Below are 16,174 nucleotides of genomic sequence, written 5' to 3'. Positions count from 1 at the left end.
GGGAAGGGTGTCCCACGGAGGGAGATATGACTTGATTAGAATAATGTCAAGCGAAAGAATAACATTCTGCGATTTCACACAATATTTCAATTTATTTTCAATATCTTAGAAAATTACCAAGCGGCAATCCGCAAACCAACTCTAACTTCGTGACGGTCAAAACCTCCATCACGGGCTTGAGTACCACTAGCGCCAAGCGCAGTGGAGGCAGAATCATATCCAAACATTTTACCGCTAGAAGTTCGGCTATATCTATACCCAAAATCCAATTTCGCTTTTTCGGATAATTCATAACTGACGCCCGTCATCAAAGCCCAGGTAGTTCGCCATTGTGAACGGCCTGAATTCTTTATATTGACATCAGCTACACCACCGCAACCACCGCCAATACAAGAGCCCGTTCCATTAAACTCACCCCAATTTACTTGTGTCGCACCGATGCCAGCGCCAACATACGGTGTAAATTTAGCAACTGTTGCAAGATCAACATATGCATTTACCATAAGGCCATAGCTTGTAAATTTACCACTTGATGTGAGCGCGCAATTTGTACCTCCAAGCGCGCCTGGGCACCTATCTAAACTTGTTCCAGAAACTGTACCACTACCGCTGAATATATCCACCGTAGCGTCAGCTCTGAATACATCGTTAAAACGGTAACCGATACCCACACCACCTGATAGGCTGTTTTCCTTAAAGTTCGAATTGGTCGCTGTACCTGCGCGATAGCTATTGCCAACCGAAAATGTAGAAAATGAATGTGACCTGTTTAACGTTTTAAAACTCGTACTTATATCGCCCCTAAGGTACCAGCCCTTTGCCTCGGTAATTGGTAGAGTCACCGGTGCATCTGGTAAAGTTATAGCTTTGTCCAAATCCAACGCATGCGTTGTATTAACAGCACACAACATACCAAAAACTAGAGATATTGTTGGACGAATAACGATGGACATCGGCTTTCTCACAAAATTGCGCGCCCCTGTTTGAAGGGCCTAATGCTGCCAATATCGTCTCTAGTGGTTAATCTTACGTTAACCATGTTTATTATGCTGCTGTTAACCTGATCCCATTTGCACAAAATAAAAACGCCAGCAATTGCCGGCGTTTAAAAAGCTATTGAAAATTGCCCTATTTATAAACAGGAGGCAATGTCGGTGGCTCATAAGGGGGTATGTAGGTATCAGAACACCCACCGAAGCTATAGCGCAAGCCTGCGCGCCCTTCATGAGAATGAATTGCTTTGTTTACACCAGGACCGGTTGCAGTACCACCGGTAACCGCTCGTCCAAACATAGAGCCACCAGCCATATAGCGGTAACGATAGCCAACATCTGCCGCCAATGCACAATTAATTTTAACGGAGGCTCCAGCCATCAATGCAGCAGTTGCACGCCAGCCGCTCGCCCCCCTATGTGTTACAGTGGCATCACAAGTTGTAGGAGTAGCTGTCAAACAAGCAGTGTTTTTCAAATCCTCCCAATTGATATACGTCGCACCAAGCCCGGCACCTGCATAAGCTGTTACCCTACCATAAGTGAATAAATCAACATAGGCGTTTGCCAATAGGCTCCAAGCAGTAAATGATGCCAGATCAGTGGATGTACAATTTGCGCCAACTCCACAACTTCCTACAGTCGCTCCGACAAATTTTGATCTTGTTAAATAGTCAAGTGTCAAATCGGTTCTCACCCGATTGCTAATACGATAACCAACGCCAGCACCAACGGAAAAACTTGATTTCAGTTTAGCTTTAGTAAATGTATTCGTCCCATTGCCAGCGGGGTATGCTTCAATCCCACTCAAATGATTATAGTTAAACCCTAAATCACCGCGTAGGTACCAACCCGATGAAGAGCTTACCTCAATCGCAGGACGAAGTGGTTCATTGATAACCGGCGGATAAACCACTGGCGGAGAACCTATATCTGCGGCCAAAGCGGACGTTAAGCCTGCCAATGAGAGAATTGCTGTGCTAGCTAGCATCTTTTTCATAAATCACTCCATCAGTGAACCAGTGTGAAGCACCCAAAATAGGCGTCTCTCACATACGTATTGTCGCTGATAATGATTTATAAAGGTTAATGGCTCGCTAACTTAAAGAGCAATTCCTAATTTTTTTGATTAACAATTCATTAAATTTATTCGCTTCTTAATCTGAAATCAGATCAATTAATCCATCTACGATTTTTTCAACCTGAGCAGCATCATCACCCTCAGCCATAACGCGAATAAGCGGTTCGGTGCCAGACGCTCTTATAACAAGTCGCCCACTGTCACCCATTTCGGCCTCAGCATCTGATATTGCTTCTTTCACATCAGGACGCTCTAGTGGAGAGCCTCCTGAATATTTGGTATTTCTCAACAGTTGCGGCACGGGTTCAAAACGTTTCGTCACTTCACTGACAGGACAATCAGATTTTTGAACACAGGCCAGAATTTGCAAGGCCGCAACCAGACCGTCTCCAGTCGTCGCATAATCAGTCATCACAATGTGACCAGATTGTTCACCACCTAGATTAAATCCGTGCTTACGCATATGTTCAACAACATAACGATCACCAACCTTGGTACGTGCCAGCTCCAGGCCCTTACCCACGAGATGACGCTCCATACCCAAATTTGACATCACAGTAGCCACAACGCCGCCACCCTGCAAACGCCCCTCTTTGGCCCAAGATTCGCCAATAAGTGTCATGAGCTGATCACCATCAACAATGGCACCTTTTTCGTCGACGATAAGCACACGGTCAGCATCTCCATCCAGCGCGATACCGATATCAGCTCTTGTCTCAAGCACTTTTTCGATCAATCTATCTGGGTGAGTTGAACCGCAATTTAAATTAATATTTGTTCCGTTCGGTGTGTCGGCAAGTGAAATCACTTCCGCACCCATTTCCCAAAGAACCGATGGCGCTACTTTATATGCCGCACCATTGGCACTATCTATCACAATCCGTAAGCCTGTTAGGTCACGAGACTCACGCGGCAGAGTGCGTTTTACAAATTCAATATATCGATAAATATCGCCTTCAACGCGTTTGGCTCTGCCAATATCATCGGGTTTCGCCAAAAGTGTTTCAAAATCGGCATCAATCATGTCTTCTATACGAGACTCGATATCATCAGAAAGTTTAAAACCATCGGGTCCGAAAAGTTTAATACCATTATCTTGATAGGCATTATGAGATGCAGAAATCATCACACCAATGTCTGCGCGCATCGACCGCGTCAGCATAGCAACCCCAGGCGTAGGAATTGGGCCGAGCAAAAAAACATCCAATCCGGCAGCAGTAAAACCAGCAACCAGCGCATTTTCGATCATATAACCAGAAAGACGGGTATCTTTACCTATCACGACGCGGTGTCGGTGATCGCCGTTACGAAACAAGTTGCCAACAGCAGCACCCACCCGCATTGCTATGTCTGCGGTCATAGGTGATGTGTTAGAGCGGCCTCGAATACCATCTGTACCAAAATAACGTTTGCTCATATTATCCCCGAAAATCAAAACTACATGACGCTTATACAAAGTCTTTGTTCAAATTACGTTAAACCAACTGCCAATAAAAAAGGGCTCAAAGAGCCCCTTCCTATTCTGGAGTTGGTTCCGCTCCAGGTTCAGGCTCAGCACCCTTACCCTTAGGGGCTTCCTTCTTAACACCCGCGGATGGAACTGAACTACCACGGCTTGGTGGCGTATCATCACCCATATCACGCGCGGGTTTTTCACCTTTAATTATAGCTGCAATTTCAGAACCGCTAAGTGTCTCATACTCAAGCAAGCCTTCTGCTATCGCAATGAAGTCCTCTTTCTTGGTTTTCAAAATCTTATGAGCTGTGGCAGTCGCTTCATCAATCAAACGATGAACTTCAGCATCAATTTTATTCGCAGTTTCTTCAGACATATTCTGAGACTGTGCAACTGAATGACCCAGGAAAACTTCCTGTTGATTATCACCATAGGCAACCTGCCCAAGCTCATCAGAAAAGCCCCATTGCGTAACCATAGCACGAGCGAGCTTTGTAGCTTGTTCGATATCCGAAGATGCACCAGAAGTAATATTCTCTTTTCCGAAAATTACCTCTTCCGCCACACGTCCACCCATCATAATAGCAAGACGAGAAATCATCCATTTATAACTCATGGAATAGCGGTCAGCTTCTGGCAACTGCATCACCATGCCTAACGCGCGTCCGCGAGGAATAATTGTCGCTTTGTGTACAGGATCAGCAGCTGGCACATTTATTGCCAAAATAGCATGACCGGCTTCATGATAAGCGGTTAGTTTCTTCTCTTCTTCGGTCATAGCCGTTGAACGACGTTCCGCGCCCATCATAACCTTATCTTTAGCATCCTCAAATTCTTGCATAGTTACAAGACGCTTGTTTCGTCTAGCAGCAAGTAGAGCAGCTTCGTTAACGAGATTCATCAAATCCGCACCGGAAAACCCAGGTGTCCCGCGTGCAATAACTTTTAGATCGACATTTGGTGCAAGTGGCACATTACGGACATGTACCTGCAAGATTTTTTCACGACCAGTCAAATCAGGATTAGGCACGACAACCTGACGATCAAAACGTCCGGGTCTTAGAAGTGCAGGATCAAGCACGTCTGGACGGTTGGTCGCAGCAATCAAAATAATACTCTCGTTTGCTTCAAACCCGTCCATTTCAACCAATAGCTGGTTCAATGTTTGCTCACGCTCATCATTACCCCCGCCAACGCCTGCGCCGCGGTGACGACCAACTGCATCGATCTCATCAATAAAGATGATGCAAGGTGAATTTTTCTTTGCCTGCTCAAACATATCACGCACGCGAGATGCACCAACACCGACAAACATTTCTACAAAGTCAGAACCTGAAATTGTGTAAAACGGCACATTTGCTTCACCAGCAACCGAACGCGCAAGAAGAGTTTTACCAGTACCCGGAGGGCCCACGAGCAAAACACCGCGCGGGATACGGCCGCCAAGTCTCTGGTACTTTTGAGGATCGCGCAAGAAATCAACGATTTCTTCCAAATCTTCCTTAGCTTCTTCAACACCCGCAACATCTTCAAATGTCACACGACCAGAAGCTTCATTCAAAAGCTTGGCCTTTGACTTACCAAAACCCATAGCTCCACGAGACCCACCTTGCATTTGGCGCATGAAGAATATCCATACACCCAGAATTACAAGAATTGGCAGCCATGAAATAAAGTAACCCAAGAAGCCAGAGCCATCAGACTCAGGCTGCGCATTGATGGTTACATTGTTTGATTCAAGGCGCTGAACCAAATCGGCATCACCCGGAGAATACGTCTGAAACTTCGTACCAGTATCTCTAAAACTCCCAAAGATTTGCTGGCCTGAAATAGTTACATCGCCGATACGACCAGCATCTACATTTTCCAGAAATTGAGAATAGGCGATCTTCTGACCGCTAGCGCCATCAGTTGGGCTTTGGAACATATTAAATAGACCAATAAGTGATAATCCAATTATGGCCCAGAGTGCAAAATTACGTAAATTAGGGTTCATCGACTTTCCCGAAAAAATCACAGCATACTATTATGCTTTCTTATCCCATCATATAGGGAGCTAAGAGCCTGTTGCCAAGGGAACAATTGCGAAGTTCGCTAATCAGTTAACGAAAATGCGCGATTTTTTGTCCTGAATTAAGGGTCACCAACAAATGGGCTGGCTTTGATGCCACGAGATGCAAATAGTTTTGCAATCTCCGTAGCTAGAGGCATGTCGAAAAAAGTTAGCACTTCGTCGAACCTATTGGCATATCTTCGGACGGAGATAAACGGGTCGCTTTCATTGGTATCGATCTTGCTATCCACATCATCGATTTTCCAAAATAGTTTGGGCGGAAATCCCTCCATTTGACTATCACCAGAGACAACTAATGGTGTTTTCTGATGGTTGTTTTTGATCCAATATCGTCCATCCCACATCCCATCTGATTGCGCACCAATTTCTATGACATCCAAATTTCGATTTTCGCGCTGTAAGAAGAGCATACCTGCCTTCTTCGCTATATAAGCACGACCTAAGGTCATTGGTTTTGGGTTATCAGATCGTGTAAACCTCTCAATACGTTCCAATTGTTGGCTACTTAGTGTTCGATTTCGTCCACCAATAACACAGATCAAACTCTCAACTGCGCGCAATAATACAGGGATATCATCGAGCTTGATTTCCACTTCGGCAATCAAGCCATCCTTAACGATGCAGTATGTTGACAGGTACTCCGCTGCTGCGATAGCAATCTTTGTACGCAACTTTTGTGCACGCATAATTTCGGGCAACCCGATCACAAAATCGGCTTGCTTGCGAACGAGAACGCGCTCAAACTGATCATCCTGATTAGATGGGTCTTCGATCCAGGCTTGATTTTTGGCATCAAGGAACGTTTGAAATTCTGCCTTTGTTGTGCTTAAAAAGGGCCTAAATACCCACATCTGATTATAGAACAATGTAGCAGGTGCCATACCACTTAGCCCCCTCGCCGCATCAGAGTTATTTCTAGCAGAGCGCATGGCTACGGTTTCAAGCTGATCGTCTTGGATATGTCCGGTGACGACACCTACAGCATTTTTCGCAGCACATGCATCGGCCAGCAACTTGTAACGCGCATGCCGCGCCGCTTTTTGAATTCCAGAAACAGGTTTTTCACCCACCCATTTTAAGATTTGGTGCTTGATACCAAGAGACCGGCAAATTTCACCAACATATAAAGCCTCATCGGCAGCCTCCGTGCGGAGTTGATGATCGACAGTAAAGCAGATAATCTCCCTGTCGGAATCATTTGCTTCACTGATAGCAAAAAGCGCACCCAAACTATCGCTACCACCAGAAACAGCAATTGCTAAGGGGCCAGGTTTTAAAGATTTTAGAAAATATTCTGCTTGTCGGATCAGCAGACTAGCATTTGGCACGTGATCGTTCACTTGCGACCTTGTCTTTCACAGCTTTCGAAGATGACGGATAACGTACTAACACTTCATCGTACGTCGCGCAGGCCGTTTCACGATTATCTAAAGCCACGAGTGACATCCCAAGTTTCAACAAAGTGTCCGGTGCCTTTGGCGATTCTGGAAAGGTTTTGTGACCGTCTAGAAAAATACGCGCTGCTTCGCGAAAATCCCCTTGGGAATATAGTGATTCACCCAACCAGTAATTTGCGTTTGCGGCTTCCGCCCCATTTGGAAATTTTGCCAGATAGCTGCGAAATGTGTTAGCGGCAGTCGCATAGTCCCCGGCCAACACTTGTGCATATCCAGCTTTATATAATTCACTTTCAACATCGCTACTTGTATTTTTCTGCGATGTTACATTTCCATTTGCATCAACCTTAACCTCGCCAATTTGTATATTGGTAGCGTCCGTTTCCGTGCGGTCGGCTTTGGGCGCAACGCTAGACTGATCATTTGCTTTAGTCCGTTCGAGATCTTGAAAACGAAATTCATTATCTTCCTGCATCTGACGCATCTGCTCTTGCATTTGCAGCATTTGGAAACCCAGTTCTTCGAGGCGACCGGTTAATTGCCTGATTTGCTCTTCGAGCTGCAAAACACGCGTGCCTTGATCAGCATTCTGTATTTTTACAATCGGCAATGATCGCTCGGTTTGAATACCCGTTGATATATCTAAAGGAATTCCCGCCTTGAGTAACATTTGCGCGTTTGCCCCCAAAGTACACATTATTAGAAAACCCGCAGCAAGGCCGCTCGTGATGAAACGCAATACACTCGACATTTTTGTGCTCCTCTGTCCTGTGGGGCTAAGAAAACGCCTCCAACACAATGTCCCGTTTCCTGTCTAAACAAGCAAAACTTTATAATCAATGATATTTCGTGCGCATGAGCTGACAGGATCGGTCGATAATATCTTCCAATACATCAATATCTATATCCGCAAGTTTGTTGATATAAAGGCACGAAGCTCCCATTTTGTGCTTTCCAAGCTTTGCGAACAGCTCCTGCTGACCATCAAATCCGCCAGAATGATAGCATCCCATCATATATATCACCTGATGTGCCTTTCGAGGCGAAAATCCGGCAAGAAGCCAATCACCTTCGCGACCGCTATCGTATTTATAATGATATTGCCCGAAACCCACGATACTAGGTCCCCACATTACAGGTGGATCACAAGTAACGCGTTCAAATATTTCAAGAACTTTAAACGCATCCTCGCGGCGAGTTTTGTGGTCCACAGCATTTAGGAAGTCAAGCACCGAACCATCATGAGGTTTTGTTTTTAAGTCTGCCATCTAAACCCTCCACATACGCGATCAATATCGTGGCAGATATATATCACACAACCCGCTTGCGTGGGAGTGTAATCAATTAAGCCCGCGCCTCAGAGAACATGATTTCATCTATGCCTGTTGTTTTAAAGTCAGGCAGAATGGAACGAAACTTCTGTGGCGAAAGTGAGTGATCTATGTCATTGAGATATCGCATTTCAATCATCTCATACCCAGTTTTCCAAAACGGACTTGTTAAGTAAATAAGCGCCCAAGGAAACTTCTTGACTTTTACCTGCCTGCCCAATTTCTCCGATAAAGTGATGGCCAATTCCTTAATGGAGAAGATTGACCCTGGAAACGGAATGTCTTCAAACACATTCAGTTTGTTTCGTTTTTCTGACACTTGCACACATGCTCTAGCCCAGTCTGGCAAATAACAATATGTATGTTTTGCGTTCGGATCACCAAGCGCATTGATCGCACCCTTTTCGAGACCTGACAAAATTCCCATACCCATCAACGTATCACTACGTTTATCGTCGATAAAATCCCCTGCCCGCAATATTATAGTCTGTACGCCAAATTCACTGGCAGCCGCTTTGTATGCCTCTTCCATTTCAATGCGAATTTTGCCTTTTCTGGTATCAGCTCGATGGGGCGTATTCTCGTCCCATACTCCCGCTTGTTTCCCGAAAACATATACATTTCCCGGAACAATAATTGTCGCACCGGCTGACTTAGCTGCAGCGATGACCTGATTTGTAATTTTAGGAATCTGCGTCGCCCAGTTTTTATAACCCGCCGGATTAAGACCGTTGATTATTACATCTACGCCCTCAGCAGCCTCAATCATATTATCGTGCCTGCGATTAAATATCTTTACGTCCCATCCAGCCTTTTCAAATTCCGCCTTGGAATGTCTACCTATCTTTCCAGATGCGCCTAAAATGAGAACTGTCTTCGCCATAATCTAATCCTTTCATTGCCGTTGAAAGGAAATTATGATATTCAATTTCAATATTAAATTGCCCAAATATCTATATTAGAAATTCATAATTGAATGGCAGATTATTTTAAGAATCTCGATTGGTCACTCATCCAATCATTCATCGCAGTAGCTGAGCATGGCTCATTGACAGGTGGCGCGCACCATCTTGGTAGAAGCCAACCGACACTTGGACGCGACATCGCAAAAATTGAGACAGCACTCAAAACTCAGTTATTCACAAGGGAACGACATGGCTTGTCCTTGACAGATCAAGGTGTCCAACTTCTCAAAATAGCGAAGGAAATGCACATCTCGGCGGCAAAATTAATAACGCTAGCTTTGGATGAGAAAGACGAACTTTCTGGAACCGTTCGCATAACAGCCTCACTTGTCATGTCCAACTTCATACTACCGGAAATTATTGCAAAGCTACGTTCCAAGTTTCCAAATATTGAGCTGGAACTTCATGCAAGTGATGAAAGCGAAAATCTTTTATTCCACGAAGCTGATATTGCAATTCGCATGTATAGACCTGACCAACTTGATATCATTACACGACATGTTGGTGATACGGAGATAGGCATTTTTGCATCTAAAAATTACATCAATCGAAATGGTATCCCCAAATCGATGACAGAATTAATGGAGCATGACTGGATTGGATATGATCGATCTGAGCTAATGATAAAGGGTATGCGCGCACTTGGATGGCAAGTTGACCGCAGCTTTTTCAAAGTGCGGTGTGATGATCAAGCGGCCTATTGGCATTTACTAAAAGCAGGTGCAGGAATAGGCGTCGGACAGGTGGTAATTGCACAACAGTCGGATAACCTTGTTCGTTTATTTGATGAAATCGATATACCACCGATACCAATTTGGCTCACTGCAAACAAAGCTTTGAAACAATCAGCACGCATCCGCGCCATTTACGACGCGATTGCGAAAGAGTTATCAAAAGTAACTAAACGTTAGTCTAGCTATTTACACCAAGTAGTTTGGTTTGCGCACGGCGGTTTTGTGACCAGCATGAAATATCATCACAAACTGCAACCGGACGTTCTTTACCAAGTGATAGTGTTTTAATTCTTGCGGAAGTCAGGCCTTGTGAAATTAGATAATCTCTTGTAGCTGCGGCACGACGGGCACCGAGCGCAAGGTTATATTCACGTGTGCCGCGCTCATCAGCATGACCTTCAATCGTGATAATTTTATCAGGATATTGATTTAACCAAGCGACTTGCTTGACGAGAATGTTTGCTGCATCACCGCGAATAACCGACGAATCCGTATCGAAGTAAACAATATCGCCAACGTTCTGCGTAAAATCCTGCAACGACCCAGGCACAGCGCCGTTAGCCGTTAATCCCAAATCGCCTACATTGTTTGGCAATTGGTTTTTCTTAGATGCACAACCTGCCAATGTCAGGCCCAGAAAGAGCGCAATTAAAACACGACTGTGTGACAAAGATGCTAAACCGCTCATACCCGGTCTCCTTGATGAAATAAAGTTGACAAAATATAACCACTCAAAGTTAAATTGCTCTCAATAGACAGGGTTAATAGACTCTTACTACTGTCTAAAAAGCCCCAAATTGTGGTGGTTTCATGACTAAATTCAGGCGAAAATCAGACTATTCAAGTAAAGGTGACCAAGCGGGATCCGATGCAAAATTCGGGGTTGTCACTTGTTGCTCATTATACCCAGTTAGATCGATACTGGTCAATTGAGGGCCACCCGATCCAGCAGGCTGACGAAAGAACATCAACACACGGCCATTTGGCGCCCATGTCGGCCCCTCATTATGGAAACCTGTCGTTAGGATGCGTTCATTCGACCCATCCGTCTTCATCACACCAATTGAAAACTTACCACCCGCACGTTTTGTAAAAGCAATCAAATCGCCACGCGGCGACCATACAGGTGTCGAATAGGATCCGCTACCAAATGAGATACGACGCTGATTGCCTCCATTTGAATCCATAATATAAAGCTGTTGTCGTCCTCCACGATCAGACTCAAATGCTATCTGAGACCCGTCAGGCGAATAAGATGGCGATGTATCAATGGCGCTCGTATTGGTTAGCCGTGTAGTACTACGTGTGCGCAGGTCCATTGTATAAATGTTCGCATTACCACCTTCTTGCAGGCTCATAATCACCTTTTGACCATCGGGTGAAAACCTGGGTGAGAATGTCATACCTGGAAAATTACCGACAAGTTCACGCTGACCTGTTTCAAGTTGGAGAAGATAAATTCGTGGCTGCCCACCTTCAAAAGACATGTAGGTTATTTCTTGCTTACTTGGCGAAAACCTGGGTGTAAGCACAAGATCATCACCATTCGTAAGTGTTCTCAAATTCGCGCCATCTTGATCCATGATCGCCAATTTTTTTATACGTGCCGTCTTCGGGCCACTTTCAGATACAAACACAACCCGAGTATCAAAGTAACCCTTTTCACCAGTCAAATTCTCATAGATCGCATCAGAAATAATATGCGCCACACGCCGCCAGTTTTGAGGTTGGGCAAAAAGACGTTGACCAATAAGCTGCTCGCCAGCAACACTATCCCAAAGTCGGAATTCGATTTTTAAACGCCCATCAGCTTCTTTGGTAACGCCGCCAGTTATCAAAGCTTGAGCATTGATAACGCGCCAATCATCAAAGCGCGGAGTTGCGTTTGGATCCGTGATTTTCTGAATAAATGCCTGCTTCTGGACCGGTTGAAACAATCCTGACCGCTTCAAATCAGCTTCAATGACATCACTCATCTGTTTGCCAACGGCTTCACCTGACACAAAGTCAGACACCGCAATTGGCAAAGGTTCAATATTTGCCTGATTGATATCAATTTCGACACGCGAATGAGCCTCAGTCAAAGGCACCGCGATTAATACCAAGCTGGCAGATATTGAAATGAGTAGGTTTTTAAGCTGAAGCATAAGACCTTATCCTGTTATTAGAAAAGCTGGCTGGGGTCGAAATTAACAACAACTTCTGACCACGTGTCGTATTTATCGAGAGGTAAATTATATGGTTGCGCTCTTAACACGGCGCGTCGTGCACTTCCCGCGAGCGTTGTTCGGACTGACTGAGATCCACCCGTTGCATTAACATCGGGTTGACCGATAATATTGCCGGACTTATCCAACTGCATGGAAACCGTCACCCGAATTTCACCCCCATCTGCTAATCCGGGAATAATATTCCAGTATTTTTGAATCTGCCCGCGAAGTGCATCCATTTCACTTTGTGAGAGTTTGCTGGCGGGCTTCGTTGTTTTCACGCCCAAGCCCTCATCTCTGGCTGACCGTTTCGCACCGCCCCCTTGTGCATCTTGTTTATTCAAGAGTGATGCAATCTCGTCTGAATTAAAATCACTTTTCTTAGATGATGACGTTTCTTTTTTCGCGACCTCAGTTTTCTTACGTTCCGGGGTTTTAGCCGTTTTCGCTGGCGCTGATTTTTCTCTTAAAATCGGAACAGGACCTGTCTTGGGTAATTCAACTCGCTTTTCAGCTTCAGGTTCGCTTGAATTTATAGCTTCTTTGACCGGATCGGGCGTAACTGGTGTCGCTTCCTTCGGAAGAGCTGCGATCTCTGTTGCGGTTGTCGCATTTGTCTCTGGTTTTGGTTGGACCTGCTCAACAGGTTCTGGCTTTAGTGATGGCTCCGCGGTTGGCTTAGGCTTGTCTTCGGATTTTGGCGGTGCTTTAGACACCACTTCATTTTCACTTGGTGTTGGAACCTTAAGGCTCTTTAAGTCAACCGAGTTTTCACCAGTATTCTGAGCGTCTTCAACTTTCGTCCGAACTTCAGTCTTTTTAGGTGCAGGCTTCTTCTTCGCGGTTGCTTCCTTTACACCTTCAAGAACTTTCGTCAAATCTTCAATTGGGACAATCGAAACAGGTACGGATTCAACATCGGCAACCGCAAGTGTTTTGGGCGCATTAAACGAGAGCAAAGCCCAGCTTAATATCGCAACATGCAAAAACGATGATATAACAAGGCCTATCTGCACGTTCTACCCGTCCTGCTCCTGCAAAGTTACAAGTCCCAAATTTTTAAATCCTGCGGCTGAGATGCGCGCCATCACTTTCATAACGGTGCCATAATCAGCATTTGTATCGCCGCGCACATAAATGCGTTCGCTGTAGCCAGTTGTCGATATCGCTTCCAGTTTTGCGACCACTTCATCAATTGGAATTTCTGTTTCCTGTAAGAAAACACCGCCCTCTGAATTGACCGAAACTGTTATCGGCTGCGTTTCAGAATTCAATGATTTTGCTTGCGTTTCCGGTAGATCAATCGGCACACCAACGGTTAGAAGAGGGGCTGCAACCATGAAGATAATCAATAGTACCAGCATCACATCAACAAACGGTGTCACGTTAATTTCACTCATAGGCGCAAGTTTGCGCCCTCGTCTACGAGAGCTTGAGCGACCACCGGTATTTGGCATCATCATAGCCATAGCTATACTCCAGACATTGATGCTTGAGAATGCGATGTTTGTGACTGCGAAGCATGTTGTTGGACTTGCGAACGCTCATCCAATTGACGAGACAAAATGCCGGAAAATTCGTCGGCAAAACCCTCCATACGCGAGCTTAATTTCGCAGCATCTGCGGAAAATTTGTTATAAGCAATCACCGCTGGGATCGCTGCCAACAGACCAATCGCAGTTGCTAACAGCGCCTCGGCAATACCCGGAGCAACAACGGCTAAATTTGTGGACTTAGAACCCGCAATCGCCTGGAATGATGTCATGATACCAATCACGGTACCAAACAAGCCAATGAATGGTGCAGCGGAACCAATTGTCGCTAACCAACCAAGACGAGACTCTAGAGCCTCTGACTCGCGTACCAGTGCAACGTCCATGGCTTTATCGATCCGCATTTGAAGACCCATCGGGGTTTTCGCACCGCGCTCAAATGATTTCTTCCATTCCTGCATCGCACTTAGAAAAATTGCGCCCATACCTGAGTTCTTTTTTCGTTCTGAAAGAGATCGATATAACTCTTCCAGAGACTGCCCCGACCAGAACAAATCCTCGAAACGATCAAGCTGTATCTTAGCTTTTTTATACGCAATAACCTTGTTGACAACAATTGCCCATGTCCAGACTGAGGCAGCCAGAAGTCCCAACATCACTAATTTTACGACAAAACCTGCCTCTAAAAACAGTGACAAAAGCGTCACGTCAGAAGTAGCGGCCAATCCAACTTGTTCCATTTTCAGTCCCTTAAACGATCATAGAATAGTACCAAACACCTCAAGAAAGCAGATTTCGAAGCAAATATGGCATACTCGTTCATGCTTTAATGTCTAAAAAATGCGGTCAAACAATGGCGCGCGATCTTACAAGACAAACTTGAGGGCAATAGGCCATAATTATGGTTAATGAAGCGTTAGGATTCGTTAGAATTGGACCAAATCACGTTGATTAGATGACAGAATTACAGCTATGAAAGAGATTCAGGCAATCGACGCGGCCGCCCAACACCATTTACGCAGGCGACAGTGACTTTAGCGTCAATCAAGATTTCGTCCCCGCGCAGAACACGCTGAGATAGCTCCATACGAGCCCCACGTGCAGCCAAGGGTTCGGTGAGAATCGTCAAAACGTCATCCATACGAGCTGGTTTTACATACTTAATCTCAATTTTTGACACCATAAAAGCAACAGCATTTTCTGGGTCATCTTTATTCAGCGTTTCACTTTGAATAAGCCCTTTGCACCGGATAAATTCTGTTCGTCCTCGCTCCATAAAATGCAAATATCTGGCATGATAAACAGCGCCAGAAAAATCGGTATCTTCATAATAAACACGTTGAATAAGCTCATGACCTTGTTCGGTCAATCGACCTTCAAATTGATATGTCATTGCTATTCCCCATCCTGAAACAAGTTGATCTGTGTCTTTTCCAGATCTTTTGGCGGATTAAGCCCCATATGTTTCCACGCATTTCCGGTTAAAACCCGACCACGTGGGGTACGCTGAATAAAACCTTGTTGGATGAGGTACGGTTCAATAATGTCTTCGATTGCATCGCGTGGCTCAGAAAGTCCTGCTGCAATGGTTTCAATTCCAACTGGACCACCGCCAAAATTATCAGCAATCATTGATAAGTAACGGCGGTCAAGTTGATCAAGTCCCATTGCATCGACGGATAGTCTTGTGAGTGCATTATCAGCAATTTCTTTGGTAACAGCTTCCGCTTTTGCAACTTCCGCAAAATCACGAACACGGCGTAGCAGGCGGCCGGCGATACGCGGTGTGCCACGCGCCCGTCTGGCAATTTCCTTAGCGCCATCATCGGTTATGTTTAAACCCATGATCCGCGCACCGCGACGAACAATGCTTTCAAGCTCCTCGACGGTGTAGAACTGCAACCGAACCGGAATACCAAACCGATCACGTAATGGCGTTGTTAAAAGTCCCAAACGGGTGGTTGCTGCAACAAGCGTAAAATTTGCAAGATCAATTTTGACCGAACGAGCAGCAGGCCCCTCACCTATAATAAGATCAAGCTGAAAATCTTCCATCGCAGGATAAAGAATTTCTTCCACAGCAGGATTAAGCCGATGTATCTCGTCAATGAACAAAACATCCCGCTCTTCCAAATTAGTCAATAATGCGGCCAGATCACCCGCTTTCGCGATCACAGGGCCAGAAGTGGAGCGGAAATTCACACCAAGTTCTTTAGCCATAATTTGTGCCAAAGTGGTTTTACCCAATCCAGGAGGGCCAACAAATAAAACATGATCCAGCGCCTCACCACGATTCTTCGCAGCTTCAATAAATATCTTTAAATTTGCACGTGCATCAGCCTGACCAGTAAAATCATCAAGCGACTGAGGACGCAGCGTAGCTTCCAAATCTTCGCCAGATTTATTGGGGTCTAGTATGGGGTTTTGATCGCTCATATTTC

General features: G+C 45.1%; 16 protein-coding genes. 1 reads left to right on the top strand and 15 read right to left on the bottom strand.

Translation table 11 applies throughout. The annotated features are described in order from the left end of the window. Nucleotides 1-113: 113 nt before the first annotated feature. From AB2J24_RS09885 to AB2J24_RS09850, 8 genes are all read right to left on the bottom strand, one after another. A complete protein-coding gene (locus AB2J24_RS09885) occupies nt 114-953 on the bottom strand; it encodes an outer membrane protein (protein WP_367385343.1) in 840 nt (279 codons plus the stop codon). Between the two features lie 175 nt (nt 954-1,128). Next, nucleotides 1,129-1,992 carry an outer membrane protein gene (locus tag AB2J24_RS09880; RefSeq protein ID WP_367385342.1) on the bottom strand — a complete coding sequence of 288 codons (864 nt, stop codon included), beginning with the start codon at nt 1,990-1,992 and terminating at the stop codon, nt 1,129-1,131. Between the two features lie 157 nt (nt 1,993-2,149). Beyond that, entirely contained in the window at nt 2,150-3,490 is a 1,341-nt protein-coding gene (gene glmM / locus AB2J24_RS09875; protein WP_367385341.1) for a phosphoglucosamine mutase, read from the bottom strand. 100 nt (nt 3,491-3,590) lie between these two features. Next, the gene (gene ftsH / locus AB2J24_RS09870; protein WP_367385340.1) at nt 3,591-5,525 is read right to left on the bottom strand and encodes an ATP-dependent zinc metalloprotease FtsH; all 1,935 of its coding nucleotides are present in this window, start codon (nt 5,523-5,525) and stop codon (nt 3,591-3,593) included. 137 nt (nt 5,526-5,662) lie between these two features. Next, complete coding sequence (tilS, locus tag AB2J24_RS09865; protein WP_367385339.1) at nt 5,663-6,943, bottom strand: tRNA lysidine(34) synthetase TilS; 1,281 nt, start codon at nt 6,941-6,943, stop codon at nt 5,663-5,665. Then, on the bottom strand, nt 6,918-7,751 hold the full coding sequence (ybgF, locus tag AB2J24_RS09860; protein WP_367385338.1) for a tol-pal system protein YbgF: 834 nt from the start codon (nt 7,749-7,751) through the stop codon (nt 6,918-6,920). The genes tilS and ybgF overlap by 26 nt, the downstream gene beginning before the upstream one ends. Nucleotides 7,752-7,836: 85 nt before the next feature. Further along, complete coding sequence (locus tag AB2J24_RS09855) at nt 7,837-8,268, bottom strand: DUF1801 domain-containing protein (RefSeq protein WP_162653047.1); 432 nt, start codon at nt 8,266-8,268, stop codon at nt 7,837-7,839. A gap of 76 nt (nt 8,269-8,344) precedes the next feature. Next, nucleotides 8,345-9,214: an NAD-dependent epimerase/dehydratase family protein gene (locus tag AB2J24_RS09850; protein WP_367385337.1), complete on the bottom strand. Its 870-nt coding sequence runs from the start codon at nt 9,212-9,214 to the stop codon at nt 8,345-8,347. A gap of 93 nt (nt 9,215-9,307) precedes the next feature. Between AB2J24_RS09850 and AB2J24_RS09845 the strand changes: the two genes are divergently transcribed. Beyond that, nucleotides 9,308-10,207 (top strand): LysR family transcriptional regulator, encoded by a 900-nt coding sequence (locus tag AB2J24_RS09845; RefSeq protein ID WP_367385336.1) that lies wholly within the window; start codon nt 9,308-9,310, stop codon nt 10,205-10,207. Between the two features lies 1 nt (nt 10,208). Here the strand turns inward: AB2J24_RS09845 and pal are convergent, their stop codons facing one another. From pal to ruvB, 7 genes are all read right to left on the bottom strand, one after another. Beyond that, on the bottom strand, nt 10,209-10,718 hold the full coding sequence (gene pal / locus AB2J24_RS09840; RefSeq protein ID WP_162653050.1) for a peptidoglycan-associated lipoprotein Pal: 510 nt from the start codon (nt 10,716-10,718) through the stop codon (nt 10,209-10,211). 148 nt (nt 10,719-10,866) lie between these two features. Beyond that, a complete protein-coding gene (gene tolB / locus AB2J24_RS09835; RefSeq protein ID WP_162653051.1) occupies nt 10,867-12,177 on the bottom strand; it encodes a Tol-Pal system beta propeller repeat protein TolB in 1,311 nt (436 codons plus the stop codon). Between the two features lie 17 nt (nt 12,178-12,194). Continuing rightward, the gene (locus AB2J24_RS09830) at nt 12,195-13,256 is read right to left on the bottom strand and encodes a cell envelope integrity protein TolA (RefSeq protein ID WP_367385335.1); all 1,062 of its coding nucleotides are present in this window, start codon (nt 13,254-13,256) and stop codon (nt 12,195-12,197) included. 3 nt (nt 13,257-13,259) lie between these two features. Next, nucleotides 13,260-13,709, bottom strand: coding sequence for a protein TolR (gene tolR, locus AB2J24_RS09825; protein ID WP_367385334.1), 450 nt, complete (start codon nt 13,707-13,709; stop codon nt 13,260-13,262). Between the two features lie 2 nt (nt 13,710-13,711). Continuing rightward, the gene (tolQ, locus tag AB2J24_RS09820) at nt 13,712-14,473 is read right to left on the bottom strand and encodes a protein TolQ (protein WP_367385333.1); all 762 of its coding nucleotides are present in this window, start codon (nt 14,471-14,473) and stop codon (nt 13,712-13,714) included. Between the two features lie 230 nt (nt 14,474-14,703). Beyond that, the gene (ybgC, locus tag AB2J24_RS09815) at nt 14,704-15,126 is read right to left on the bottom strand and encodes a tol-pal system-associated acyl-CoA thioesterase (protein ID WP_162653055.1); all 423 of its coding nucleotides are present in this window, start codon (nt 15,124-15,126) and stop codon (nt 14,704-14,706) included. 2 nt (nt 15,127-15,128) lie between these two features. Beyond that, entirely contained in the window at nt 15,129-16,169 is a 1,041-nt protein-coding gene (gene ruvB / locus AB2J24_RS09810; RefSeq protein ID WP_367385332.1) for a Holliday junction branch migration DNA helicase RuvB, read from the bottom strand. Nucleotides 16,170-16,174: the final 5 nt, after the last annotated feature.

Source organism: Lentilitoribacter sp. EG35, assembly GCF_040784015.1.
GTDB lineage: Bacteria > Pseudomonadota > Alphaproteobacteria > Rhizobiales > Rhizobiaceae > Lentilitoribacter.
Note: the sequence above shows the minus strand (reverse complement) of the source record. Positions and strands in the feature narration are given on the sequence as shown.